This is a genomic window from Streptococcus sp. 27098_8_99, from assembly GCF_041431935.1.
GTDB lineage: Bacteria > Bacillota > Bacilli > Lactobacillales > Streptococcaceae > Streptococcus > Streptococcus parasanguinis_D.
The window spans coordinates 120,678-146,640 of the sequence record NZ_JAPVYQ010000002.1; the positions used below are offsets into that span (position 1 = coordinate 120,678).

Sequence of the window (25,963 nt, forward strand, 5' to 3'; positions counted from 1 at the left end):
ATTATTATGGGATTAAAATCTCTTGAAGATGTGACGTATTTTCGTCTTAACAATGAAATCAACCGTCCAGTAAACGGCCAAATCATGCTTCATAAAGATAAAGAAGCTTTGGATGCGTTCTTTAAAGAAAATGTTGTACCAAATACTAAAGCCTTTGACTCGATTACAGACAAGATTCAGTACCTTCTCGAGCACAATTACATTGAGAGAGCTTTTATCGAGAAATACCGTCCTGAATTTTTAGAGGAATTGGCCCAATTTATCAAAGACCAAAACTTCCAATTCAAGTCCTTCATGGCGGCCTACAAATTCTATAACCAATACGCTTTGAAAACAAATGATGGAGAATACTATCTTGAAAGCATGGAAGACCGTGTCTTTTTCAATGCTCTCTATTTTGCTGATGGAAATGAAGCTATCGCGCGAGACATCGCAAACGAAATTATCCACCAACGCTACCAACCAGCTACTCCTTCTTTCTTAAACGCTGGACGTGCCCGCCGTGGGGAATTGGTATCATGTTTCTTGATCCAAGTAACCGATGATATGAATGCGATCGGACGTTCCATCAACTCTGCCCTTCAACTGTCTCGTATCGGTGGTGGGGTTGGGATTTCTCTCAGCAACCTTCGTGAAGCTGGAGCACCAATCAAAGGGTATGAAGGAGCCGCTTCTGGGGTCGTACCTGTTATGAAACTCTTTGAAGATAGCTTCTCTTACTCTAACCAATTGGGACAACGCCAAGGGGCTGGGGTGGTTTACCTCAACGTCTTCCACCCAGACATCATCGCCTTCCTTTCAACTAAGAAAGAAAATGCCGATGAAAAGGTTCGGGTTAAGACCCTTTCACTTGGTGTCGTCGTGCCAGACAAATTCTATGAGTTAGCGCGTAAGAATGAGGAAATGTACCTCTTCAGCCCATACTCTGTGGAACGTGAATACGGAGTACCATTCAACTACATCGACATCACTGAAAAATACGATGAGTTGGTTGCTAATCCAAATATCCGCAAGACTAAAATTAAGGCACGTGATTTGGAAACTGAAATTTCTAAATTGCAACAAGAATCTGGCTATCCATATGTAGTCAACATCGATACTGCTAACCGGGCAAACCCTGTTGATGGAAAAATCATCATGAGTAACTTGTGTTCAGAGATCCTCCAGGTTCAAGAACCAAGCTTGATCAACGATGCCCAAGAATTTGTCCAAATGGGAACAGACGTCTCATGTAACCTTGGTTCAACCAACGTGGTTAACATGATGACTTCACCTGATTTTGGACGTTCGATTCGTGCCATGGTCCGTGCTTTGACCTTCGTTACAGATAGCTCTCATATCGTAGCCGTTCCAACTATTGACCACGGAAATAAATTGGCGCATTCGTTCGGACTTGGAGCTATGGGACTTCACAGCTACCTTGCCCAACAATTGATCGAATACGGATCACCTGAGTCTGTTGAGTTTACAAGTATCTACTTCATGCTCATGAACTACTGGACTCTCGTAGAATCAAATAACATTGCACGCGAACGTGGTGTCACCTTCCACAACTTTGAAAAATCAGACTATGCCAACGGTACTTACTTTGATAAGTACATGACTGGAGAATTTGTACCAAAATCTGATCGCGTCAAAGAACTCTTTAAAGATATCTTTATCCCAAGTGCTGAGGATTGGGCAGAACTGCGTGCTAAAGTTCAAGCAGATGGTCTTTACCACCAAAACCGCTTGGCTGTCGCACCAAATGGATCTATCAGCTACATCAATGACGTATCTGCTTCTATCCACCCAATTACACAACGGATTGAAGAACGTCAAGAGAAGAAAATCGGTAAGATCTACTACCCTGCAGCAGGATTGTCAACGGAAACGATTCCTTACTACACTTCTGCCTACGACATGGATATGCGAAAAGTCATCGATGTCTATGCTGCTGCAACTGAGCATGTAGACCAAGGTCTTTCACTGACTCTCTTTATGCGCAGCGATATTCCAAAGGGTCTTTACGAATGGAAAACTGAAAACAAACAAACCACTCGTGACTTGTCTATCCTTCGGAACTACGCCTTTAACAAGGGTATCAAGTCTATCTACTACGTCCGTACCTTTACAGATGATGGTGGAGAAGTTGGCGCCAACCAATGTGAAAGCTGTGTCATCTAATCCGCTATCCTAGATAGCTATCAAAAGTCGGTTCGCCGACTTTTTGTGCGGTATTCTATCAATTTATGGTAGAATAGTAACGATTGAATGAATAGAAAAAGAAAGTGATGCAAATGGAAACATACTACAAAGCCATTAACTGGAATGCAATCGAAGATGTCATCGATAAATCGACCTGGGAAAAACTGACAGAGCAATTCTGGTTGGATACACGTATCCCTTTGTCAAACGACTTGGATGACTGGAGAAAGTTGTCTAATAAAGAAAAAGACCTAGTTGGTAAAGTCTTTGGGGGATTAACCCTTCTAGATACCATGCAATCTGAAACAGGTGTTCAGGCTCTTCGTGCGGATATTCGTACTCCCCATGAAGAAGCTGTCTTTAACAACATCCAATTTATGGAATCAGTCCATGCTAAGTCATACTCTTCTATCTTTTCTACTTTGAATACCAAGTCAGAAATCGAAGAGATTTTCGAATGGACCAACACCAATCCTTTCCTTCAAAAGAAGGCAGAAATCATCAACGAAATCTACCTCAATGGGACCCCTCTTGAAAAGAAAGTTGCCAGCGTCTTCCTTGAAACCTTCCTCTTCTACTCTGGTTTCTTCACACCTCTCTACTATCTTGGAAACAACAAATTGGCCAACGTAGCTGAAATCATCAAGTTGATCATTCGTGATGAATCAGTTCACGGAACCTATATCGGCTACAAGTTCCAACTTGGATTTAACGAATTATCAGAAGAAGAACAAGAAAAACTCAAAGAGTGGATGTATGATCTGCTCTACACTCTCTATGAGAATGAAGAAGGTTACACAGAGAGCCTCTATGATGGTGTGGGCTGGACTGAGGAAGTCAAGACCTTCCTTCGATACAACGCCAATAAAGCCCTCATGAACTTGGGACAAGATCCGCTTTTCCCAGACTCAGCAGATGACGTTAACCCAATCGTCATGAACGGAATCTCAACCGGTACCTCTAACCACGACTTCTTCTCTCAAGTCGGAAATGGTTACCTTCTCGGTGAAGTAGAAGCCATGCAGGATGACGATTACAATTACGGACTATAAGACAAAAACCTTTCCAAACGGAAAGGTTTTTTTGTTGCATTCTTTTTCTAATTGGCTCTGCTTCTTTGTTGAAAAAAGAGGTTGAACAAACATCCAACCTCTTCGATAATTACAATTTACCTGCTACAGCATCCAACAATTCTTGGATTTTCGCTTGGTTGCTTCCTCCTGCCATGGCCATGTCTGGTTTACCACCACCACGTCCATCGACGATTGGAGCCAATTCTTTAATGACATTACCTGCATGGACTTCTTTTGTCTTGCTGGCTACAAGGACATTGACCTTGTCACCGATGGCTGCGACAAGAACAAGCACATCAGAGTAATCTTTTTGTTTCCAGTTATCCGCAAAGGTACGAAGGGCACCTGCATCTGATACAGAAACTTGGCTGGCAATGTAACGGTGGCCGTTTGCTTCTTGAACATTCTTGAAGACATCGCCTGCTGCAGCTGCTGCCGCTTTTTCCTTCAATTCTGCATTTTCTTTTTGCAATTGACGGAGTTGTTCTTGAAGACCTTCCACCTTATGAGGGACTTCCTTGAGTTGAGGTGCTTTCAAGGTTGCTGCGACTGCTTTCAGTGCGTCTTCTTGTTCACGGTATGCTTCGAAGGCTTCCTTACCAGTTACTGCTAAGATACGACGAGTTCCTGATCCGATTCCTTCTTCTTTGACAATCTTGAAGAGACCAATTTCAGAAGTATTGCCTACGTGAGTACCACCACAGAGCTCAACAGAGTAATCACCAATAGTGACAACACGAACTTCTTTACCGTATTTTTCACCAAAGAGGGCCATGGCTCCCATTTCTTTAGCAGTATCGATATCTGTTTCAATCGTTTCGACTGCGATCGCTTCCCAAATCTTTTCATTGACTTGTTGTTCAATAGCGCGCAATTCTTCTGGAGTCACGGCTTGGAAGTGAGTAAAGTCAAAGCGAAGGAATTCTACTTCATTGAGAGATCCCGCTTGGGTTGCGTGGTTACCAAGGATATTGTGAAGAGCCGCATGGAGCAAGTGAGTTGCTGTGTGGTTCTTCATGACACGATGACGACGATTGGTATCGATCGCCAAAGTGTATTCTTGGTTCAAGGCAAGAGGAGCAAGAACTTCAACAGTATGGAGTGGCTGTCCATTTGGTGCTTTTTGAACATCTGTCACCGTCGCTACGACGTTTCCTGCAGCATCCAAGATTTGACCATGGTCCGCAACTTGTCCACCCATTTCAGCGTAGAATGGAGTTTCTGCAAAGATCAATGATGCAGTCCCTTCTGATACAGCCTCTACTTCAGCATTGTCCGCTACGATAGCCACCAACTTAGAAGGCAATTGGCTGGCATTGTAGTTGAAGCTACTTTCAACTGTAATGTTTTGAAGGGTTTCATTTTGCATCCCCATAGATCCGCCTTTGACAGCTGATGCACGCGCACGCTCTTGTTGTTCCTTCATAGCTGCTTCAAAACCTTCACGATCGACTGTCATTCCAGCTTCTTCGGCGATTTCTTCTGTCAATTCTACAGGGAATCCGTATGTATCATAAAGTTTGAAGACATCTTGACCAGCAATCACTGTTTGACCTTTAGCTTTCAAGTCTTCAACGATGGTTTGGGCAAAGTGTTGACCAGAGTTCAAGGTACGAGCAAATGATTCTTCTTCACTCTTGATAATTTTTTCGATAAAGTCTTGTTTTTCAAGTACTTCTGGGTAGTAGCTTTCCATGATCTTCCCAACAGTTGGAACCAATTTATACAAGAAGGTTCCTTCAATCCCCAATTTTTGACCATGCATGGAAGCACGACGGAGGAGACGACGAAGAACGTAACCGCGTCCTTCATTACCTGGAAGAGCCCCATCTCCAATCGCAAATGAAAGCGAACGGATGTGGTCAGCAATCACCTTGAAGCTCATATTGTCGCCATCTGGATCGTAGGTTTTACCAGACATCTTTTCAACTTCACGGATGATCGGCATGAAGAGGTCTGTTTCAAAGTTAGTCTTCGCCCCTTGGATAACGGCTACCAAACGTTCTAAACCTGCGCCCGTATCAATGTTCTTGTGTGGCAATTCCTTGTATTCGCTACGAGGAACAGCAGGGTCAGCGTTAAATTGTGACAAGACAATGTTCCAGATTTCGATGTAACGGTCGTTTTCGATATCTTCTGCAAGCAGACGAAGACCGATATTTTCAGGGTCAAAGGCTTCTCCACGGTCAAAGAAGATTTCTGTATCTGGTCCAGAAGGCCCTGCACCGATTTCCCAGAAGTTGTCTTCAATTGGGATCAAGTGACTTGGATCCACACCAACAGCGATCCAGCGGTTGTATGAATCTTTGTCGTCAGGGTAATAGGTCATGTAAAGTTTGTCTTTGGGGAAGTCAAACCATTCCGGACTTGTCAAAAGCTCATAAGCCCATGTGATGGCTTCGTCACGGAAGTAATCCCCGATGGAGAAGTTCCCCAACATTTCAAACATGGTATGGTGACGGGCAGTCTTCCCTACGTTTTCGATATCGTTGGTACGAATAGCCTTTTGAGCATTGGTAATCCGTGGATTTTCAGGTTTGATGGTTCCATCGAAGTATTTCTTAAGAGTGGCAACCCCTGAGTTGATCCATAAAAGCGTTGGGTCATTTACAGGAACCAAGCTAACAGATGGTTCTACAGAGTGGCCTTTGCTTGCCCAGAAATCAAGCCACATTTGACGGACTTGTGCACTAGATAATTGTTTCATATTTGTCTCCTAATTTTTTAAGATTAATTTGCGCTAGCTTCTAACATTTCGACATAATCGATGGCGACACACAGTGAGATGACTAAATCAGCGTATTCATCCTCATAAACCGATACTTGATAGGTAGAGGTTAGATGAAAGAGTTCTTTGCTAATCTCAGCGACGATTTGATCCCGATCATCGAACAATTTGAATTCCAGGTCCCAGATATTTCCCTGCACCCGAAGCCCCAAATCTTCGATATCGTATTTGTCTCTAAAGAGCGTCAGTTTTTTATTGATAAAAAAGCGGTCCCCATCCTTCAACTCAACCACAAATTTGGGAAGAAGGCTGATTGTTTTTTTAGTAATGTGGCTCACTTCTTGTCCATTCTTATCATAGATGGTAAAAGTCTTGGGAATCTTAAGAAAAGATCCCTCAACCTGGTACTCAACATTTCCCAACTCATCTTTGATATCGAACCGCTCGCCACCCAATCGAAATTTTTGTTTCACTTGATAGGTTCGCATCTTTTGATCTCCTTTAAAAAGCTCCAGACAACTGCCCATAAACAAAAGACAAGCCACTAAACGAAGGGCGAAAAACCGCGGTACCACCTTCATTCAATGAACTTGTCATTCTTCATTTTGTATGCAATTGTCTCAGCCGAGTAGCAAAATCATTTCTCTTCCATGGCTCGCACCCCCGCCACTTCTCTGATTCCGAGTAACAATGATTTATTCTCAACTATTTCATTATACAAGTTCCAAAAGGAACCGTCAACTATTTTTTAGATGATGAACTGCTATCGCTCGTTTGAACACCGATATTTTGCAAATATTGGTTGAAGGTTGATTTGAAGGCATCATCTTTGACCTTGATATTGGCATTGGTCATCGCTTTTGCAATAATGCTACGGATGTAGTTGGTATCTTGCTTACGACCGTTAACAATGATCTCTTTCAAACGTTTTTCGTATTTCTTCCAGTCAGAACCTTTTTCTGTCTTCTTATTCAATTTGACAATATAGTAGCTAGCAGAATAGTTTTGACCTGCTGAAACTGTGATCACATCTGAAATGCCGTTCTCATCCAACTTAAAGGCAGCTTCTTTGACTTGAGATGGAATATCTGCTGTTCCTGAATCGAACTTGACTTCGCCACCTTTGTCTTTTGTAGCAGTATCTGTTGAATTGTCTTTGGCGATTTGGGCAAAGTCTGCACCTTCCGCTTTAGCTGCTTCCAACACTTCTTTTGCTTTATCTTCTGAATCCAACTTGATAATTTGTGCTGTCACTTCTGGTGTGTAAGATTCAAAAGCCGACTTGTAGTCAGACTCTTTGATATCTTTCTTAGCAGCTTGGTTGACTGCATATTCCAACAACATATTGCTACGGATTTGTTTCTTCGCTGTTTCTTCCGTCAAGCCTTGTTGCGCCAAGTATGCATCGAATTGTTTGCCTAATTGTTTCTTTTGTTTAGCCAATTCTTTATCGACTTCTTTATCAGAAACCTTTGATCCATATTCTTTTTCAAAGACTTTATTGATGGTCATTTGGAAAAGAACTTGTTGAGCACCTTGGTTGGTTTTGATTTCATCATAGAAATCAGAAACTGTAATCGTGTCCCCTTTCATGGTCACGATATCTTTGTTTGTGCCATTGGCACACGCTGCTAGTGTTACGACTGATAGCAAGGTCACAGCACCTGCTACAAGTTTTTTCTTCATGAAAATTATTCTCCGTTCCTTTTTAAACTTATTCTATTTTACCACAAATTAGAGAGAATACCTTAAATTTACCTAAAAAGAGCTAGGATCTGGCAAGGTTACCGTCTCTGCATTTTTCCGAATCATCAAAATACCATCTCCAAGTGGCACCAAACTAGCGGTCAAATCTGGATGATTGAGAGTCGCATGAAAGAGATTTTGAAGCCCCCGGTAAATGGTTCGTTGCCCACGACGCACTTCCATGATGTCCTTGGCAACATCTCCTCCTTGGAAAATATCATCCAATACCACGACTCCCCCAACCTCCAAGAGTTCGAGAATTCGTGGTAAAAAGACGATGTACTTAGACTTAGCAGAGTCCATAAAGACAAAGTCATAGGTCTCTGTCAAATCCTGCAAAACATCTACTGCATCTCCTTCAAGCAAGGTGATTTGTTTTCTCTGATCGTATTTAGCCAGATTTTCCTTAGCAAAGCCAATCATCTCTTCATTCCGATCAATAGTGGTAATTTGTGCATCGGGAGCATTTTCAGCCATTAAGAGCGCTGAAAATCCAATTGCTGTCCCAATTTCCAGGATTTTCTTTGGTTGTAGGGCTTGCAGGAGTAGTCTAAAGTAAGCTACCGTTTCATGCGGAATAATCGGAATATTTTCCTTGCGGGCGAATGCTTCTAACTCCTCCAAGGCACCTGCTACCGGTTTTTGACGCGTGCGCATAAAGTCAACGATCTCGTCTTTAACCACTGGCCGGCGCATATTGTGGTTGGCATTTTTACTATAAGACTCTACCATCTTATGCGAGTCCTAATTTTTCTACTAGGGCTTCAAATTCATTCAACCGACGTTCAAAGACCGCAAAGGCTGCGTCCAAGTAGTCTTCTTTTTCCATATCCACACCTGCTTTACGGATGACGTTGAGTGGATAGTCAGAGTTTCCAGCCTTCAAGTAGTCGATATATTTATCACGATCTTCCTGAGTTCCATGAACGATTTTTTCAGCTAAAGCCGAAGCTGCAGCAAAACCAGTTGAATATTGGAAGACGTAGTAGTTATAGTAGAAGTGAGGAATTCGAGCCCATTCATATTGGATCTCAGGGTTATCATCTTTTGAGAGACCATAGTATTTTTCATTGAGCTCTGCATAGAGGTTGTTCAAGAACTCACTAGTCAATACCGTACCTTCTTGGTCTGCTTTATGAATGGCATGCTCAAATTCGGCAAACTGGGTTTGACGGAAGACCGTTCCACGGAAGCCATCCAAGAAGTGATTCAAAATAGCAAAGCGTGTCGCATCGTCTTCTACTTCTTCTAACAGACGTTCGGTTAGGATATTTTCATTGGTTGTAGAGGCAATTTCAGCAAGGAAGATGGAATAGTCCCCATAGACATAAGGCTGGGTTTCACGGGTATAGCTAGAATGCATACTATGACCAGTTTCATGCACCAAGGTGAAGAGATTATCCAATGTATCTTGCCAGTTCAACAACATGAAGGCATTGGTATCATAAGAACCACCTGAATAGGCACCCGAGCGTTTCCCTTGGTTGACATGCACATCAATCCACCGTTCGCTAAAGGCACGTTTCACACGAGAAAGGTAGTCCTCACCCAAAACAGCCAAGACTTCTTCTGCTTTGGCCAACGATTCTTCATAGGTAAACTTGTAGTCTGTATCGGATAATGGCGTATACATATCGTACATCTTCAAGTCTGAGATTCCTAGAATTTTTGAGCGCAATTGCACATAGCGTTGCAAGAGTGGCAAGTGTTTGTTCACAGCTGCTACCAAGCTATCATAAACACTTTCTGGTACAAAGTTTTCAGAAAGGGCCGCTTCACGGGCAGACGAGAATTTGCGAACTTTGGCATTAAAGTTGTGAACTTTCACATTGGTTTGCAAGGTTTTAGCATAGGTATGTTGATACTGTTCATAAACCTTATAGAGACCTTCGTAAGCTTCTTTACGAACGGCACGATCTTTTGATTCTACCAAAGAAATATAGTTTCCATGGGTTAATTGAACCTCTTCGCCCTTGTCATCATGCACAGTTGGGAAAACAATATCTGCATTGTCCAAGATTTCAAAAGTTTCACCACCAGCTGCAAAGATCTCACCAGCTCCTGCAAGTAATTCCTCTTCTTTTTGAGACAAGACATGTTCTTTTTTCTCTAGCAAACGATCAAAATAATGACCATATTGTTCCAAGGCTGGAACCTCACTCACAAAGGCCTTGTACTGCTCATCCGTAATGGCCATGAATTCAGGCTCATAGAAGGCAAAGGTTTCGCCTAACAAGCTATAAAGAGACATCCCTTTTGATTGGTACTCTTGGTATTTAGCCACACGTGTATCTTGGTCATTTTTCATATGAGCATAGACGTAGACCTTTTCCAAACGACGGCTCAATTCCAAATAAGCATTGGTTGTATCCAAAAGTGTTTGCGCTGAATCCAACAAGTGACCAGCATAGTGGCTTGCTGCTTTAATATCTGCAGCTAAGCTAGCTGCTTCTTCTTCCCAAGCTTGATCTGTCGCAAAAATTGTCGACAAATCCCACTGGTATTTTTCATCAATTTCATTACGTTGTTTTACCATTTCAATTAATCCTCCAATGGTACTATTTTAGCATAAAAATGAACATTTCGGGAGGATTTCTATCTTAGAAAGTTAGCTTTTCTGTTGAGCATAAAAACGTGGGGGATAAAGGATCTGAACAGGTTGGATCCCTTGCGACTGATAATAGCTCATAAATTGCTGGTAGTAATCTTCTACATCCTCTTCAATTTGAAGCAAATTCTGTGAAAGGATCGGACGACAAAGAGGATAAAAGAAAGCCAGCCCCAGTTCCATCAGATGGTGTCCCTGCAAATAGAGTTCTTCCTGAAGCTTCAGCCACTTTGGGTGACGATAAAAGAGTTGCTGCTGTATATAGGTTAAAAATGTCCGATCGAGCTCGACTGCCATATGCTGCATTGGTTGCGAGAGATAAGGGGTCCGCAAGACTTCCAGTAAAGACCTTTGACCAAAAGGGAAAATTTCTGTTTGATAATGCAACCGCCCTCGTAAATCCTCATGGATGAGGTATTGCAAACGTAGCTCTTTCTTTGTTAGATCCAATTCCCAAAGATGGAACCCGCGATTCTGACTAAAATAAAGAAAGCCAGCCTGTAGCTTTGTTAGTCTTTCCTTGAGCCACAACTTTTTACCAAGCAACCAATAGACCTGGTAACCATGGGATCGATAAGCACCGCTTCTCTCCTTCAAGCGCTCTAAAGATAAGGAGCTGCACTGCACTTCCAAAGCTAAATTCTTGTCTACTACCAAAAGATCAGCAATTTGTTGAAAATCTGCTAAATAACTTTCTACCTCTGTTTTAGACTCCTTAGAGGCCCAGTTATAAAGACAAGCTTTCAATTCCAGATGTTCAAAACTCTCAGCTTCGTGATGATAGGGACAATGCTGTAATTCTACATGAGCAAAATGAGCCCGCATTACCGTGCCATTTTTTAGACGCACTGGACTATGACATGCTAGACAATAGAAGGGCCCTTCTGTCACAGCTGGGATCTCTTCCATACAGTTCCACCGCTTTTGATTGTTATCCATGGCAATAAACATAGACCCACCTCCTCATCTATATCATTCGAAAAAAAATAAGAAAAAGGCTGGAAATTCCAACCTTTTCTTCTTTTTATTCTTCAGAATCTGAATCTGAATCATCACTGTCGTCATCTGCAACAGGAGATTTACTCAATTCTTTCTGCATATCTTTCATTTCTTTACGAGTGCTTTCCAACTCTTCACGAGCATCTTTCAAGATTTCGATCAAAGCTTCACGGTCTTCTTTAGGAACGACTGTGCTATCTGAACCGATGCTTTCCAAGCCTTCATTAAAGATATCTTTTTGGTTTTCTAATCCTTGCTTTAAGGTACTAATCATTGCATCGTATTGTTCTTTTGCAGAACCTGTCACAGAAGTACCTGCTTCTTCAGTAATAGAAACAGATTGATCCATTAATTTTGCAAACAACTTTTTAAAGTCTCCAACTGTTTTAGCCTTGCTGATTTCAGCGTCTGTTAAGAGGCTAGAAGATGAAGTCTCTTCTGAATCTGTTGAAGTATCCTTGCTTTTTGAAGTGTTGGCAGATTTGCTCGTCACTTTAGTAGTTGATTGACTGTTTGAAGTTTCCTTCTTTGTGTCTTGTTTGTTTGAACAAGCAGCTAGGGAAACAATCGTCAAAAGAGCAGCTGTCGATAAGATCATTTTTTTCATAAAATGGTCTCCTTTATATTTATTTTACCTCATTCTACCATCGAATACTTTGATTGTCAAATTAATCACTAGTTCTTAATAATAGCAAAAAAGTTGGACAAAACACTGTGAAATCAGTGTTTCTGTCCAACTCCTCGATGATTAGTCATACAATTGTGACAATTTTATTAGTCTACTTTGCCACTAAAAAGGCCGTGAGCCTTCCCTTGGGGCATTTTTAAGGCAAAGCTCAGCAAAAAGACGATCCCTACAACCCCTGCTAAAAAGAAACTCATGACTTGGTAACCACCTCTTTCAATACAGAGGGCTGCGAGAGGTTGTAAAAGAATGGTTCCTAAATAACGAGCTCCTTGGACAATAGCCATGGCAAGAACCAAGTCTTTGCCATTCACCTGTTGGGCAATAAACCGTAAGGAGACCATAATCAAAACCATCCCTGTTGTATGCTTGGCTAAAAGAGTCAAAAGCACTTTTAAGAAGACAGGACTTGGAAGAGCGTAGACAACATATTGAGCAAAAATAATCCCGATTGGAAGAGCGATCAAAACCCGTAAAGGCCAGTGGTCCATGAATCGATCAGAGAAAAAGATCAAGGGAGCTTCCACTACGACGGAGATAGCCACAACTGTTGAGGCAATATGAACTGGTAGACCACTATCCATGAGTAGCTCAGGAATATAGGTATGACCAATATTTCCAACCCCTGAAGCCAAGCCAATCAAAATGATAAAGAAGAGGTAAGGTCCATTGTGAAGAAGGGGACGAATAGAAACTGGCTCTTTAACCTTTTCTTCTTTTTTCTCTCTTGTCTTCATCCGAACGGCACTTAGACAGAAAATGCTGAGTACAATGGTGATCAAAACCGTATAATAGACAGCTTGGGGGCTAAACTGATGATAGACCCAGCCGGCTATTTGAACACCGACCGAGTAGCCAATGGTTCCCCAAACGCGAATCTTCCCAAAAGCGTATGGACTTTGCGTTGCAAAAACTTCCATCATGGGAGCTGTCCCATTCAAACAGACTAGAACAATTCCGTAAAAAACGGTCAGCCAAAAGAGATTGGGGGCCCAAAGAAAACCGAAGACACCACCAATGATCACACTCAGACTGAGGGTCGTCATTTTTACGATTCCAAATCGCTCATTGATATAACCAAAGAAGGGTTGGGCTACCATGGATAAGAAAAAAGCAACCGATACCAAGGTCGACACTTGGGTTGCACTATAGTGCTTTCCCATCAAATAGACGGAAATGAGGGTCGTAAAGAGAGATGTGGACATAAAATAAAAACTATAGAGCAACATATAAGCCGCATAAGAATTTCGGAATTTTTTCATATGAATCCTTTCTAAAAATATCGGAATGAGACAATGACAAAACCCAACTGACAATCAGTTAGGTTTTATTTTACTCTTTATTATAGCGCTTTTGAGCCTCTTTTTTGCGTCTCTCACGACTTTGTTTTTCAATCGAGAGAATGATGACAAGAATGAGAATTGGAATCAAGATCAGGAAGTGATCCAGCGAAAGCCATTTACTGTGCTTAGCCGTTGTCTTTTTCCCACTTGCTGTTTCTTTGACAAGCTCTGGCTTGGCCCCTTCTTCTACCTTCATATCATCTCGGATACCTTCAGACAACGTGTAGAGATCATTATCTACTGTCAGATAGCCATCTTTTACCGCAAGGGTCGGTTCTTTAGCACCTTTTTTGACCGTTGCATAGAAGGGTTTTTCAAGTGTATAGGTCTTGCCGTCAATCTTCTGGACACCTGCATCTAGCAATTTTTTATAGCCAAAATCTTTATAGGCTTTTTCGATCAAGGCATTGCCAAACGGGTGACGGTAATATTCCCCATCTTGGTCTGCCCAATCTCCTACGCCCATAATGACAGCAATTAAGCGCTGATTGCCCCGTTTGATGGTCGCGATATAGTTGAAAGCTCCACGAGGGCTTGAACCAGTTTTCAAACCATCCACACCTTTCAAGGCATACTTGGCTCCTGGCAATGAATAATTGTAGGTATCAAAGGTTTCCTCATATGGAGTCCCTTTTTTGACCGTGACTTGTGCTTGATTGGTATAGTTTAAAATATCTGGGTATTGATTGATAAAATGATAAACCAGAATCCCTAAATCACGCGCAGTTGTCTGGTTGGCCGCATCATTTGGATAATTGTTGACCTGATAGTAGCCCTGCAAGGTGGAGATGGCTGCCCCACTCGGGTTATTCCAGACCGTATTGGTCATCCCTAATTCCTTAGCCTTGGCATTCATGCGCTCGATAAAGGCATCTGGATCATTGTTGGACATGAGATTGGCCAACATGAGGGTCGATACATTTGAGGATGGAACCACTGTCATGGTAATCAACTCAGGAATGGTGTAGTCTACCCCAGCAACAATATTATTGTTGGAGATCTCATAGATCTTTCCGATCGCTTGGTCTGAAGCGGTCGCCTTGATCACTGTATCCTTACTGATCTTGCCATTTGCCATATCTTCAAACAAGAGATAGAGCGTCATGAGCTTACTCATGCTGGCAGGATCTCTGACTTCATCGATATTGTCTTTCCAAAGAACATTGCCCGTATTTCCGTCAATAATAAGCGAAGAATGTGGACGGTTAATGGCTTGGACATTGTCATTTGGATACATCTTTTGCGCCATATCCACCAATTCATCCGCACTCGCTAGAATTGGCTGGCATAAGAGACTCAGAAGGAGGCAAATATGGATCAAATATTTTTTTATCATAAACTTTTCCTTTATAACAGACTAATCAGCTGGAGGCTAAAATAAGCTTCTAGCCCTCATGCCCTTTCCTCTTGTCTCCCAGTAGATGAAAAGAGCTAATCCCAGCAGATAATTACTTGTATTGTACCATATTTTGAAGCAGAAAAAAACCTATCTGGCCCGAATAAATCGGCGATAGGTCCTGTTTTTTATCGACTTAACAAGCTCAAGGCTTCCTTATCCGCAATAATGGTCACATTTGGATGTCCTTGAAGGGCACTAGCTGGCACTTTTTCAGTCCTTTCACCCTCTACTGTACCTTTGATTGCTTGGGCTTTTGATTCCCCATAGGCAAACAAGACAATCGATTTCGCTGCTAAGATATTAGCAATTCCCATCGAAATGGCTTGGGTTGGTACATCTTCGATCTTATCAAAGAAACGAGAATTAGCCTCAATGGTAGAGTCATCCAACTGAACTAAGTGGGTCTGACTATCAAAGGATGTCCCTGGCTCATTAAAACCGATATGCCCATTGCGTCCGATTCCCAAGATTTGTAGGTCCACTGGATGGTCTTCGAGTATTTTGTTATAACGGATCACTTCCTGATCGGCAGATTCTTCTACACCTGATGGGAGATAACTTTCTTTGAATGGTTTGGCATCAAAGAGATTTTTCTCCATGAAATACCGATAAGATTGAGGATCATCTCCCGTCAACCCTACGTATTCATCTAAGTTTACACTGATTAGATTAGATAAGTCCAAATCACTTTCACGAATTTGTTTATAAAACTCAAGGGGACTGCTTCCAGTCGCAAGACCTAAGGTTTGAGCACCTTCCTTTAAGGTTTCTTTTAATATATCAAAGGCAACTTTTCCACCCTCAATTTGGTCCTTTACTTCAATAATTTTCATTGGATAGACCTCCTATTTCTCTATGCTTTTATTATATGGTATAGACCAATTTTTGTCAAGTGAAACCGCTATCTTTTTCTGGCATTTTTTTCATTTTCAAGTCGATTCGTGATATAATGAAAGGTATGATTGTATCACTATTATTCATCATTTTTTTGATCGGACTCCTTGTCTTTCTCTTATCTTTCTTGATTCATCAAAGAAAGATTCTCAAGGTCCTGATCTTTTTGATGGGAATCAGCCTGATGCTCTTAGCTGTCGGGACTACCATCTATCTACTCACAAATTTATTATAAAAGGAGCGCAAATGAATACCAACGACTTTGACTTTGATTTGCCTGAAGAACTGATTGCTCAAACCCCTCTTGAAAAACGAGATGCCTCTAAACTCTTGATCCTCGATCGAAAAACAGGGCAATTCCAAGACCGTCATTTTGATGCAATTTTGGATGAATTGGAGCCAGGAGATGCTCTTGTCATGAACAATACGCGCGTTCTACCAGCCCGCCTTCATGGGGTCAAACCAGAAACAGGTGGTCACGTCGAATTCCTTCTCCTTAAAAATACTCAAGATGACTGTTGGGAAGTCTTGGCAAAACCTGCAAAACGCTTAAAAGTAGGGGCCACAGTCAGCTTCGGAGATGGTCGTTTGACTGCAACGGTTGAGGAAGAATTGGAGCATGGAGGGCGCATCGTTCGCTTCCACTACCAAGGGATCTTTTTAGAAGTCTTGGAAAGCCTTGGTGAAATGCCACTTCCTCCCTATATCCATGAAAAACTGGCTGACCGCGAGCGTTACCAAACCGTTTACGCCAAAGAAAATGGTTCTGCTGCAGCTCCGACGGCAGGTCTTCATTTCACCCAAGAATTGCTCCAAAAAATTGAAGCAAAAGGGGTTCACCTGGTCTATTTGACCCTTCATGTGGGCCTAGGAACCTTCCGTCCAGTATCTGTGGACAATCTTGAAGACCATGAGATGCACTCTGAATTCTACCAACTTTCTGAAGAGGCCGCTGCTACCCTTCGTCAGGTAAAAGCTGCAGGGAAACGCATCGTAGCCGTCGGAACGACTTCTATCCGAACTCTTGAAACGATTGGCAACAAATTTGATGGAGACATCCAAGCTGATTCAGGCTGGACCAATATTTTTATCAAGCCTGGTTATGAATGGAAAGTCGTCGATGCCTTTTCAACCAACTTCCACCTTCCAAAATCAACTCTGGTCATGTTGGTTTCTGCCTTTGCCGGCCGTGAATTAACCCTCGAAGCATACCACCATGCGATTCAAGAACGCTACCGATTCTTCAGTTTTGGGGATGCTATGTTCATCAAGTAAAGGAGTCTCTCATGAATAAAATTGAAAGTCGCCACCGCTTGATCCGCTCTATCATTTCTGAGCGTAGGATTCATACCCAACAAGAACTTCAAGAAGCCTTAGAAGCTAATGGCGTTCTCGTTACCCAGTCTACCCTTTCACGGGATGTCAAATCCTTGAATCTAGTAAAAATTAACGAGGGGGATAGTTCCTACTATGCCATGAACACCATCGCTCCTTCCCGTTGGGAAAAGCGCCTGCGGATGTATATGGAAGATGCCTTAGTTATGTTACGGCCCGTTCAAAACCAGGTCGTTGTAAAAACTCTTCCAGGTCTTGCCCAATCCTTTGGAGCGATCTTAGATGCATTGGAACTCCAAGAAATTGTAGCGACCATCTGCGGAGACGATGTCTGTTTGGTCATCTGCGAAGACAACCAAGGAGCTTTGGATTGTTTTGAAAAATTAAAAGAATTCACCCCACCCTTCTTCTTTAGTAAATAAAAAGTTTGGAAACTTGGTTTCCAAACTTTTTATTTTGTCGCTAGGCGCTGAATGGCTTCTCGATAGATTTCCATCGCAGCGTAGAGATCGTCAATTTTTGCTCGTTCATTGGCCTGGTGCTCGGTCTGTTCTGCACCTGGGAAAAGAGCGCCGAAAGCTACACAGTTTTCCATAGTTCGCGCAAATGTCGCACCACCTGAAGACATGGCTGGTGTCCTATCCCCAGTTTCTTCCTGGTAAACGGCCATCAAAGAGCTGACTAAAGGACTATCTAGCGGTACATATAAAGGAGCCAAATAGTCAAATTCTTCATACTCTAACTGATAGCTAGCCGCAATTTCTTGCAGACGAGCCACTAAATTCTCCTTATCTACAAGGACTGGAATTCGAATATCAATTCCAATTTCCGATTGCTCTTGATCGATCACAAGGGTCGCAAGGTTGAAGGAAAGATCCCCACTTGGTTCATCTGTAATTTTTCCAAATAGGGCTTCTCCAGTTGCATCCTCACCAACAGCATCTGCAATAAAGAGCAAGGCTGGGTGGGGTTGGATGAGGGACAGACTTTCCGCTAAACCGACAATGGCATTCACTCCTTCGGCTGCATCTTTGGAGTGCTTTGAAACTCCCATAACCATTACAGAATCTTCTGTTTGGCTATACTGAACCCCACTTTGATCCAAAACGGGAAGCAATTCTTCTAAACGATGACCTGCATAGGTCGCTTTATCTGGAACAACATTGAGGGCCTGACCAGCCTGTAAAGGAAGATCATCCCAACCTGGGCCATGCAATTTCACTTGTAACAAGCCTTTTTCAGCATAGGTTAATGGGAAAGAAGAATCCGGTGCAAACCCAAGATCCGCTTGTTCTTCAATTTGATTGTAGCGGTTCATACACCGCCACAAGGTTTCTTCATCCGTCCCAAAGATAAAGCGGATTCGTTTGGTAAACTGGACGCCATCATCCAGCAAACTCTTAACTGCATAGAGGGCAGCGAGTGACGGCCCCTTATCATCCTGTACACCACGACCTACTAGATAGTCACCGACAACAGTCGCTTCAAAGGGTGGCGTTTGCCAATCTTTTAGATCACCGGCTGGAACAACATCCAAGTGACAAAGAACGGCCAGGAGTTCCTCCCCCTGACCGATCTCTGCATATCCATAGTATCCTTCAGGATCTATATATGTTTGAAAACCTAATTCTTGAGCAAGCTCTAAGGTTTTTTCTAGGACATCTTGGATAGCTTGTCCAAACGGTGTTCCATTTTCCCCTTCATTTAACACAGAAGGGTAAGAAATGATGGTTTGAAGAGAGTTTAAAAACTGCTCTTTCACATCGTCCTTAATTCTTTTTTTCATGAAACACCTACTTTATTCTATTGCAAGAATGGAACCACAGTTCCTAGTAGAAGAAGGGCAATAGTAATCACAACAATCGCTACGACCAATTTACCCATGAATTTCCACCATGCACTCAAGTCAACACGTCCAAGAGCAAGAGCTCCCATTACGATACCTGAAGTTGGTGCGATCAAGTTCAAGACACCAGATGCAGATTGGTAAGCTGTAACAATCAAGCTACCTGGTACATTGACGAATTTACCAAGAGGTGCCATGATACCCATTGTTGCGCTGGCAAGACCAGATGATGATGGGATCAAGAATGACATTGGCAAGTAGAAAATGTAAGTCAAGACAATGAACAATTGAGATGAAAGACCTTTCAGTCCTTCTTCACCCCAGTGAAGAATTGTTGCAGTGATCATACCGTCGTTCATGATGACTTGGATACCACGTGCTACTGCTACGATAAGAGCAACACTCAAGAGGTCAGCTGCACCATTCATGAAGGATGAAATAATCTTATCTTCTTTCAAGCCATAAATGATACCAACAAGGATTCCCATGAAGGCAAAGAGCATAGCTGTTTGAGGGAAGTACCATGTACCAAGAGCATCTGTGTTACCGATCAATTGACCAAGGTAAGGAACTTTATGGAGAGATTCGTTGAAGCTGTCAAAGAATGTAATACCCAAATCTTTGAATGGGATAAATCCAGCAACCATGATGACGAATGTTGAAATGAAGACGAGCAAGACACGTTTTTGTTTCTTGTTCATTTGTGAAGGAATTTCTTCACCACTATCAACGTTGAAGTGTTTCAAATCTTCTTCACGAGTTGCATAGGTGAGAGATTTGGTTGGGTCTTTTTGAACCTTATCTGCATAACGGTATACATAGTAGGTGCTAAGTCCTGTCAATACGATCCAGAAGATAACACGGAGCAAGAGACCTGAAGCACTTGAGATACCTGCAGTATCAGAAGCGATAACTGTTGCAAATGGGTTCAATGTTGACGCCAAACATCCGATTTGTGATCCTAAGAGGATAATAGCCACCCCTGTCAAGCTGTCAAAACCAACAGACATCATAACAGGAACAAGAAGTGGATAGAAGGCCATAGTTTCTTCACCCATACCATAAGTTGTACCACCAAGGGCAAACAATGGCATCAAGATCAAGATCAACATTTTTTCACGGCCTTTGTATTTACGAACGATAGAAGCAATCCCTACATCAAGGGTACCTGTTTCGTTCACAACTCCAAGGAAACCACCGACCATCAAGATGAAGAAGGCTACGTCAATCGCTGCACTGGTTGGTGCTTTACCAAGCATGGCATTGATTGGAGCCATCAGGACATCCCAAATCCCTTGAGGGTTTTGTTTCACAGATTCATAACTACCTGCGATGATGGCACCAGCTTTATCAACTTTGTATTGACCAGCTGGAATGATCCAAGTTAACACTGCCATAATGGCAATGATGATCAACAATACGGAAAAAGATGAAGGCATCTTAAATCCTTTTTTCGTTTTTTCACTCATTTGTCTTCCTCCTAACGCAACAAAGTGTGAGTGATGTTTTACAAGAGTCTCTTGTAAAACGCTTACCTATAGACTTATTCTATCACAATAAGCTTTAAAATACTAGTTTTTTCCTAATTTTCCATTAGTCTTTTTGGATGATTGTTCCACTTTCAGACTCAATCAAAGCGCCAAGGTTTTCAAGTGAAGTGATGACTGCTTTTCCTTCTGGACGACCATTTACAAAGGCAATGGCAGCTTCTACTTTAGGAAGCATGCTTCCTGGTGCAAATTGGTCTTGTTTGATGTACTCTTCCAATTGAGCTACATTCACATGTTCCAATTTCGCTTGGTCTGGTTTGTTGTAGTTGACAAAGACATAATCGACACCAGTCAAGACGATGAAGAGGTCTGCTTCTACCAATTCAGCCAAACGTTGAGATGCGAAGTCTTTATCGATTACCGCTTCAACACCAGATAGGCTACCATCTGCTTCTTTCACAACCGGGATACCGCCACCACCGGCAGCTACAACGACTTGACCGTCGTTCAACAAAGTACGAATTGTATTGATTTCTTTGATATCCACTGGTTTTGGTGAAGCCACAACTTTACGCCAGCCACGACCAGCATCTTCTTTGAAGGTTGCACCTGATTTTTCAGCTTCTGCTTTTGCTTCTTCTTCTGAGTAGAATGGACCAATTGGTTTACTGAGGTTAACAAAAGCTGGGTCGTTCTTATCAACAACGACTTGTGTCACAACAGAAGCCACATCTTTTTCAATTCCTTCTTCAAGAAGAGCATTTTGAAGAGCATTTTGAAGCCAGTAGCCAATGCTTCCTTCGGTCATAGCAACTAGTGAATCAAGTGGGAAAGCTGGGTTCTTTTCAGAATTTGCAGCCAAGTGTTGGAGTAAGAGGTTCCCTACTTGAGGACCATTTCCGTGAGTGATTATCAACTCATCCCCATTTTTGATTAATTTAACTAAGTGTTTAGCTGTTTCTACAAGTGCTTCTTGTTGAGCTTGCGCAGAAGGATCAGATGAGAGAATAGCATTTCCTCCCAAAGCAACGACGATTTTTCTTGACATGAATTTTCCCTTTCTATAAAAAATAGGGGCAGGACTAAAGCTAGCAGTCCAGCCCCTATAGCTGTTGGTATACGGTTATAAAGTCTTAAACTTTTGGAATGTACAAGTTACCAAGAGTAGCTGCCATAACCGCTTTGATGGTGTGCATACGGTTTTCAGCTTGGTCAAAGTGACGAGCATATTTGCTGCGGAACACTTCGTCAGTAACTTCCATTTCTTCTACGCCGAATTTTTCAGCAACATCTTTACCGTAAACAGTGTTTGTATCGTGGAAGGCTGGCAAGCAGTGCAAGAAGATCAAGTCTTCGTTATCAGCTTTCTTAATCAAATCCATATTTACTTGGTAAGGTTTCAAAAGGGCAACACGTTCTGCAAATTTGTCTTCTTCACCCATTGATACCCAAACGTCAGTGTAAAGTACGTCTGCACCTTTCACAGCTTCGTCAGCATCTTCAGTGATCAAGATATGAGCGCCACTTTCTTTTGCAAATCCTTCTGCCAATTCAACAATTTCTTGTTCTGGGAAGAGTTCCTTTGGTGAGAAGATGTGTACGTTCACACCAAGGATAGCACCTGTTACAAGAAGGCTGTTTGCAACGTTGTTACGTCCGTCACCACAGTACACAAGTGTCAAACCTTCAAGGCGTCCAAAGTTTTCTTGAACAGTCAAGTAGTCTGCAAGCATTTGAGTTGGGTGCCATTCGTCAGTCAAACCATTCCATACTGGAACACCTGAGAATTCAGCCAATTCTTCAACCATACGTTGGCTGAAACCACGGAATTCAATACCGTCAAACATACGTCCAAGAACTTTAGCAGTATCTTCTGTAGATTCTTTTTTACCAAGTTGGATGTCGTTTGCACCTAGGTATTCTGGGTGAGCACCAAGGTCGATAGCTGCTGTTGTGAAGGCAGCACGAGTACGAGTTGAAGTTTTTTCAAACAAAAGCGCAATGTTTTTTCCAGCAAGATAGTGGTGTTGGATGTTGCGTTTTTTAAGGTCTTTCAAGTGAGCTGAAAGTCCGATGAGGTATTCTAACTCTGCGCGTGTAAAGTCTTTTTCTGCCAAGAAGCTACGTCCTTGGAACACTGAATTTGTCATTCTAATTGTCTCCTATTTCTTTCTAGTATTGATCAGTAAGAAGGAAGAGCTGATCCCTCAAGACCAGCTCTCGGTCTTCTACATTAGATTTCTTCACGTTCAAATGGCATTGACATACAACGAGGTCCACCACGACCGCGAACCAATTCACTTCCGCGGATCTTGATCAAACGAAGTCCGTATTCTTCTAATTTCTTGTTTGTGACTGTGTTACGGTCGTATACGACTACCACACCCGGTGCGATTGTAAGAGTATTTGAACCGTCGTTCCATTGTTCACGAGCAGCAGCAACTACATTGCCATCACCACAAGGGATCAATGTAACTTTTTCAACACCAAGGTTTTCAGCAAGCAATTCAGCCAAATCACCTTTTTCTTCAACAATCTTCAATGCTTCATTTTCATAGGTTACAGAGAAGACGCGAAGGTTCCCTTGGATTTCTGGGTGGATTGTGAATTTATCGTAGTCCACCATTGTGAATACTGTATCCAAGTGCATGAATTTACGGTTGTTCGCAAATTCGAAGGCCAATACTTTCTTGAAGCCAACGTTCTTCTTGAAGATGTTTACCAACAATTTTTCGATTGATGCAGCATCTGTACGTTGTGAGATACCAACTGCCAATACATCTTTAGAAAGCACCAACTCATCTCCACCTTCGATACGAGTATCTTCTTCACGGTTGTAGACAAGTTCAACTTTTCCACCATAAACTGGGTGGTATTTGAAGATGTATTTACCATACAAAGTTTCACGGTTACGTGTATCTGCGTACATGTGGTTCAATGATACTGCATTACCAATTGTAGCAAATGGGTCACGTGTGAAGTACAAGTTTGGCATTGGATCAATCGCAAATGGATAGTCAGATTCAACAAGGTCTGTCAATCCTTTGTCAGCTTCAGGAATTTCTGGAAGCTCAGCTTTTTGGAAACCAGCCATTGTTTTTTCAACCAACTCTTGGTTGTCTTCAATACCACGAAGGATTTCGCGAATAGCGTTTTTAGTTTGGCGTCCACGAATGTTTGCTTCATCAAGATATTCTTCGATGAATTGTTCGCGAATTTCTGGAGTAGTCAATGACTCAGCTGCCAATTTTTCAAGATAAAGTACTTCGATTCCTTCGTTACGAAGCGCTTGAGCAAAATTGTCGTGTTCTTTTTGTGCATCTTCCAAGAATGGAATATCATCAAAAAGAAGACGCTCTAGATAGTCAGGCATCAAGTTTTCCAACTCTTTACCTGGACGGTGCAACATTACTTTTTTCAGTTTTCCAATTTCAGAGAAAACATGAATTGGTTTAGTTGACATCTGTCATCCTCCTTTTTTCTTTGAGCCTGTTCACAAGCTTTATTACAATTGTTATTATATCCTTTATTGGTACCGCTTTCACGAAGGATTCTACTTTTCGAATGCAAAGAATTTTGTGTTTTTTTGAATGTTGTCTATATTTTATTCAATATGAAGCGTTTTCTTTGCATATTTTGTCTTTTATATTATTTTTATGAATATATATTTTTTTGTAAAAAATATAAAAAGATCAACAAATTAGTTGATCTCTTCAAAACTCTTTAAAAAGTAGGCTGTATCTAGAAAAGTTAGTTGTTTTCTCTCATACTGGATCTTATGAGAATCAATGAGTTTCTTTAAAACTTGATTGACGGTTTCTCGGGTTGTGGCTGCTAATTTGGCCATTTCCTTCATACTAATTGGAAATGGAAGCTGATTTCCTAGACCTTCATAGTCCTTGCACAGAATGGCTAAGGATTGAATCACGCGCTCACTGGCACTAGCTGTCACGACATTGCGCAAGCGCAACTCTTGAAATTCTAGGATGGAGGAGAGCTTTCTCATAATAAAGAGCAACTGCTCCTTACTCTCTTGGGCATATAATTCATAGAGGTTGACGGGAATCACGAAACAACGCAAATCCGTCACCGCACTAGCTGTATAGTGGTAACGCTCATCCTGGAACATCCCACCATAAGGGAACAGAGCCCCCTTCTTAATATAATCCATATAGGAGAATTGGTCAGACGAATCAAATTGCTCAATACGAGCAAAGCCTTTTGTCAGAAGAAAAATGCGCTCCCGCCTATCTCCTGCATAAAATAAAATTTGTCCTTTAGGGATATCCCTGGCATGAATTTCAACAGCTAATTTATCAAATAGCTCCACTGGTAGCGCAGAAAAGGCTGGATGCGAGCGGAGCAACTGGTAATCTTCCTTTGTAATCATGTCTATACTTCCTCTTATTACTATTAGTAGTATAACATACTTTTTATAGAAAAGGGAAAGAAGTCTCTTTAGAACAGAAAAGTAATTCGAAACACCAAGTGAATTTCATCCTACTTTGATAGAATAAAAGGCCTGAGCAACCCTCAGACCTTCTGTCGATTATTCATTCATATTGACACGATGCCATTCATTGATGACATAAGCTAGTTCTCCCAACTGATAAAGACCAACACCACTGATTTCAGAACTTTCTGGGGTCGTTCCACCCAGTCCTGCAGTATAGATGGCAACCAAATAAGGGGTCGATTCATGGACAATGGCATCCACATTGAGCGCTTCCGCAACATAGCCCGGTTTTTGTTGAATGACCAAATCTGGCAAGAATTTCTTATAGTACTCACCTGGGAAAGATTCCCCAATCAATTCCAACAAATCTGCATATTTTTCTTGATGATTCCAAAGATATTGCAAGACATGGATATAATAATCCGTTGTCGTTTTATTATCTTCGCTAAAGGTTTTGACTTCTGGTGAGCGAGATTGACCATAGCGACTGAATAACTTGCGCGCTTGCTCCATTCCCCCTAAACGATCTGCCAAGGCATAGGCTGGGGTATTTTCAGAGTAAACTAATGAATAGCGTTGCATATCAGGGATAGACATGGCTCCATCAAAGGCAGCAACGTAATTGTCATGTTCCCCTACATATTCATAGTAGGTATTGTTAATGTCAAACCGATCTGTTAAATTGAGTTTCCCCTTTGTGACCTCATCCACCACCAACATGTTCAACGGTAGCTTATAGGTACTTCCTGCCGTCATTGGTTGAAGATCATTCATAGCAAATTGCTCTCCTGTAATGGCATTGCGATACGTGAAGGCAACTTGTGACGGATCAATTCCACTTTCCGCTAGGAAATCCTGGACAACCTCTACCAACCCCTTATTAGCATAATCATAGACAAGGCCATAAGCACTCATCGTTTCCATGTCTGCATCGACCACTGCTTGCTTGGCTTCAGGAGATTTGACACGTGGTTTTTTCGTCTCAGGCGTAGACTTTTCTATATCTTTTTCTTTTGCTTCTTTTGTTTTCTTTTCTTTTTTTTCAATTGCTGATGCTGTTGGTTGCGTAACATGCAAGTAGCCCAGTGCGCTTGTTCCCCCTAAGCACAATAGAATACTGATCGCAATCATGATCGAGCGTAGATTAAAATATTTTTTCATACGAGATTAATTA

At 41.9% G+C, this 25,963-nt stretch carries 21 protein-coding genes; 4 read left to right on the plus strand and 17 right to left on the minus strand.

Annotated elements, in window-relative coordinates; all coding sequences use genetic code 11:
- Positions 1–6 precede the first annotated feature (6 nt).
- Both nrdE and nrdF read left to right on the plus strand, forming a co-directional pair.
- Complete coding sequence (gene nrdE, locus O3605_RS01950) at positions 7–2,166, plus strand: class 1b ribonucleoside-diphosphate reductase subunit alpha (RefSeq protein ID WP_049496745.1); 2,160 nt, start codon at positions 7–9, stop codon at positions 2,164–2,166.
- A 113-nt stretch (positions 2,167–2,279) separates the two neighbouring features.
- Positions 2,280–3,239, plus strand: coding sequence for a class 1b ribonucleoside-diphosphate reductase subunit beta (gene nrdF, locus O3605_RS01955; RefSeq protein WP_037617283.1), 960 nt, complete (start codon positions 2,280–2,282; stop codon positions 3,237–3,239).
- A 109-nt stretch (positions 3,240–3,348) separates the two neighbouring features.
- On the opposite strand, the gene alaS is transcribed toward nrdF, so the two are convergent.
- The 10 genes from alaS to O3605_RS02005 all read right to left on the minus strand — a co-directional run bounded on the left by alaS (position 3,349) and on the right by O3605_RS02005 (position 15,601).
- On the minus strand, positions 3,349–5,967 hold the full coding sequence (alaS, locus tag O3605_RS01960; RefSeq protein ID WP_049496746.1) for an alanine--tRNA ligase: 2,619 nt from the start codon (positions 5,965–5,967) through the stop codon (positions 3,349–3,351).
- A 23-nt stretch (positions 5,968–5,990) separates the two neighbouring features.
- A complete protein-coding gene (locus O3605_RS01965; protein ID WP_070505785.1) occupies positions 5,991–6,476 on the minus strand; it encodes an LURP-one-related/scramblase family protein in 486 nt (161 codons plus the stop codon).
- A gap of 253 nt (positions 6,477–6,729) precedes the next feature.
- Positions 6,730–7,674 (minus strand): peptidylprolyl isomerase PrsA, encoded by a 945-nt coding sequence (prsA, locus tag O3605_RS01970; protein ID WP_070505787.1) that lies wholly within the window; start codon positions 7,672–7,674, stop codon positions 6,730–6,732.
- Positions 7,675–7,746: 72 nt separating this feature from the next.
- Positions 7,747–8,466: an O-methyltransferase gene (locus O3605_RS01975; protein ID WP_003006390.1), complete on the minus strand. Its 720-nt coding sequence runs from the start codon at positions 8,464–8,466 to the stop codon at positions 7,747–7,749.
- Position 8,467: 1 nt separating this feature from the next.
- The gene (gene pepF, locus O3605_RS01980) at positions 8,468–10,270 is read right to left on the minus strand and encodes an oligoendopeptidase F (RefSeq protein ID WP_070505789.1); all 1,803 of its coding nucleotides are present in this window, start codon (positions 10,268–10,270) and stop codon (positions 8,468–8,470) included.
- A 72-nt stretch (positions 10,271–10,342) separates the two neighbouring features.
- A complete protein-coding gene (locus O3605_RS01985) occupies positions 10,343–11,293 on the minus strand; it encodes a competence protein CoiA family protein (RefSeq protein WP_371585152.1) in 951 nt (316 codons plus the stop codon).
- A gap of 73 nt (positions 11,294–11,366) precedes the next feature.
- Entirely contained in the window at positions 11,367–11,948 is a 582-nt protein-coding gene (locus O3605_RS01990) for an LptM family lipoprotein (protein ID WP_070666260.1), read from the minus strand.
- Positions 11,949–12,115: 167 nt separating this feature from the next.
- A complete protein-coding gene (locus O3605_RS01995; protein ID WP_023917667.1) occupies positions 12,116–13,288 on the minus strand; it encodes an MFS transporter in 1,173 nt (390 codons plus the stop codon).
- Positions 13,289–13,358: 70 nt separating this feature from the next.
- A complete protein-coding gene (locus O3605_RS02000; RefSeq protein WP_049490513.1) occupies positions 13,359–14,705 on the minus strand; it encodes a DUF1958 domain-containing protein in 1,347 nt (448 codons plus the stop codon).
- A gap of 188 nt (positions 14,706–14,893) precedes the next feature.
- Entirely contained in the window at positions 14,894–15,601 is a 708-nt protein-coding gene (locus O3605_RS02005; RefSeq protein ID WP_004219627.1) for a glucosamine-6-phosphate deaminase, read from the minus strand.
- A 307-nt stretch (positions 15,602–15,908) separates the two neighbouring features.
- Here O3605_RS02005 and queA point away from each other — a divergent pair, with 307 nt between their 5' ends.
- Together queA and O3605_RS02015 are read left to right on the plus strand one after the other, a co-directional pair.
- Positions 15,909–16,937 carry a tRNA preQ1(34) S-adenosylmethionine ribosyltransferase-isomerase QueA gene (gene queA, locus O3605_RS02010; protein ID WP_003006367.1) on the plus strand — a complete coding sequence of 343 codons (1,029 nt, stop codon included), beginning with the start codon at positions 15,909–15,911 and terminating at the stop codon, positions 16,935–16,937.
- An 11-nt stretch (positions 16,938–16,948) separates the two neighbouring features.
- Positions 16,949–17,419 carry an arginine repressor gene (locus O3605_RS02015; RefSeq protein ID WP_003006364.1) on the plus strand — a complete coding sequence of 157 codons (471 nt, stop codon included), beginning with the start codon at positions 16,949–16,951 and terminating at the stop codon, positions 17,417–17,419.
- A 29-nt stretch (positions 17,420–17,448) separates the two neighbouring features.
- Here O3605_RS02015 and O3605_RS02020 read toward each other — a convergent pair whose 3' ends face one another.
- From O3605_RS02020 to O3605_RS02050, 7 genes are all read right to left on the minus strand, one after another.
- Positions 17,449–18,783, minus strand: coding sequence for a dipeptidase (locus O3605_RS02020; RefSeq protein ID WP_272106476.1), 1,335 nt, complete (start codon positions 18,781–18,783; stop codon positions 17,449–17,451).
- A 17-nt stretch (positions 18,784–18,800) separates the two neighbouring features.
- A complete protein-coding gene (locus tag O3605_RS02025; protein ID WP_049514056.1) occupies positions 18,801–20,312 on the minus strand; it encodes a YfcC family protein in 1,512 nt (503 codons plus the stop codon).
- A 124-nt stretch (positions 20,313–20,436) separates the two neighbouring features.
- On the minus strand, positions 20,437–21,381 hold the full coding sequence (arcC, locus tag O3605_RS02030; RefSeq protein ID WP_070673829.1) for a carbamate kinase: 945 nt from the start codon (positions 21,379–21,381) through the stop codon (positions 20,437–20,439).
- Positions 21,382–21,466: 85 nt separating this feature from the next.
- Positions 21,467–22,483 (minus strand): ornithine carbamoyltransferase, encoded by a 1,017-nt coding sequence (argF, locus tag O3605_RS02035; RefSeq protein WP_155168925.1) that lies wholly within the window; start codon positions 22,481–22,483, stop codon positions 21,467–21,469.
- An 83-nt stretch (positions 22,484–22,566) separates the two neighbouring features.
- The gene (gene arcA / locus O3605_RS02040) at positions 22,567–23,796 is read right to left on the minus strand and encodes an arginine deiminase (protein ID WP_371585153.1); all 1,230 of its coding nucleotides are present in this window, start codon (positions 23,794–23,796) and stop codon (positions 22,567–22,569) included.
- A 237-nt stretch (positions 23,797–24,033) separates the two neighbouring features.
- Positions 24,034–24,723, minus strand: a complete 690-nt coding sequence (locus tag O3605_RS02045) for a Crp/Fnr family transcriptional regulator (RefSeq protein ID WP_024056304.1) — start codon at positions 24,721–24,723, stop codon at positions 24,034–24,036.
- A gap of 159 nt (positions 24,724–24,882) precedes the next feature.
- Positions 24,883–25,950 (minus strand): serine hydrolase, encoded by a 1,068-nt coding sequence (locus tag O3605_RS02050; RefSeq protein WP_195487050.1) that lies wholly within the window; start codon positions 25,948–25,950, stop codon positions 24,883–24,885.
- Positions 25,951–25,963: the final 13 nt, after the last annotated feature.

Bases quoted from the DNA above. Each gene is read 5' to 3' on its own strand.
- nrdE (WP_049496745.1), top strand. From the start codon at position 7: ATGGGATTAAAATCTCTTGAAGATGTGACGTATTTTCGTCTTAACAAT.
- nrdF (WP_037617283.1), top strand. From the start codon at position 2,280: ATGGAAACATACTACAAAGCCATTAACTGGAATGCAATCGAAGATGTC.
- alaS (WP_049496746.1), bottom strand. From the start codon at position 5,967: ATGAAACAATTATCTAGTGCACAAGTCCGTCAAATGTGGCTTGATTTC.
- O3605_RS01965 (WP_070505785.1), bottom strand. From the start codon at position 6,476: ATGCGAACCTATCAAGTGAAACAAAAATTTCGATTGGGTGGCGAGCGG.
- prsA (WP_070505787.1), bottom strand. From the start codon at position 7,674: ATGAAGAAAAAACTTGTAGCAGGTGCTGTGACCTTGCTATCAGTCGTA.
- O3605_RS01975 (WP_003006390.1), bottom strand. From the start codon at position 8,466: ATGGTAGAGTCTTATAGTAAAAATGCCAACCACAATATGCGCCGGCCA.
- pepF (WP_070505789.1), bottom strand. From the start codon at position 10,270: ATGGTAAAACAACGTAATGAAATTGATGAAAAATACCAGTGGGATTTG.
- O3605_RS01985 (WP_371585152.1), bottom strand. From the start codon at position 11,293: ATGTTTATTGCCATGGATAACAATCAAAAGCGGTGGAACTGTATGGAA.
- O3605_RS01990 (WP_070666260.1), bottom strand. From the start codon at position 11,948: ATGAAAAAAATGATCTTATCGACAGCTGCTCTTTTGACGATTGTTTCC.
- O3605_RS01995 (WP_023917667.1), bottom strand. From the start codon at position 13,288: ATGAAAAAATTCCGAAATTCTTATGCGGCTTATATGTTGCTCTATAGT.
- O3605_RS02000 (WP_049490513.1), bottom strand. From the start codon at position 14,705: ATGATAAAAAAATATTTGATCCATATTTGCCTCCTTCTGAGTCTCTTA.
- O3605_RS02005 (WP_004219627.1), bottom strand. From the start codon at position 15,601: ATGAAAATTATTGAAGTAAAGGACCAAATTGAGGGTGGAAAAGTTGCC.
- queA (WP_003006367.1), top strand. From the start codon at position 15,909: ATGAATACCAACGACTTTGACTTTGATTTGCCTGAAGAACTGATTGCT.
- O3605_RS02015 (WP_003006364.1), top strand. From the start codon at position 16,949: ATGAATAAAATTGAAAGTCGCCACCGCTTGATCCGCTCTATCATTTCT.
- O3605_RS02020 (WP_272106476.1), bottom strand. From the start codon at position 18,783: ATGAAAAAAAGAATTAAGGACGATGTGAAAGAGCAGTTTTTAAACTCT.
- O3605_RS02025 (WP_049514056.1), bottom strand. From the start codon at position 20,312: ATGAGTGAAAAAACGAAAAAAGGATTTAAGATGCCTTCATCTTTTTCC.
- arcC (WP_070673829.1), bottom strand. From the start codon at position 21,381: ATGTCAAGAAAAATCGTCGTTGCTTTGGGAGGAAATGCTATTCTCTCA.
- argF (WP_155168925.1), bottom strand. From the start codon at position 22,483: ATGACAAATTCAGTGTTCCAAGGACGTAGCTTCTTGGCAGAAAAAGAC.
- arcA (WP_371585153.1), bottom strand. From the start codon at position 23,796: ATGTCAACTAAACCAATTCATGTTTTCTCTGAAATTGGAAAACTGAAA.
- O3605_RS02045 (WP_024056304.1), bottom strand. From the start codon at position 24,723: ATGATTACAAAGGAAGATTACCAGTTGCTCCGCTCGCATCCAGCCTTT.
- O3605_RS02050 (WP_195487050.1), bottom strand. From the start codon at position 25,950: ATGAAAAAATATTTTAATCTACGCTCGATCATGATTGCGATCAGTATT.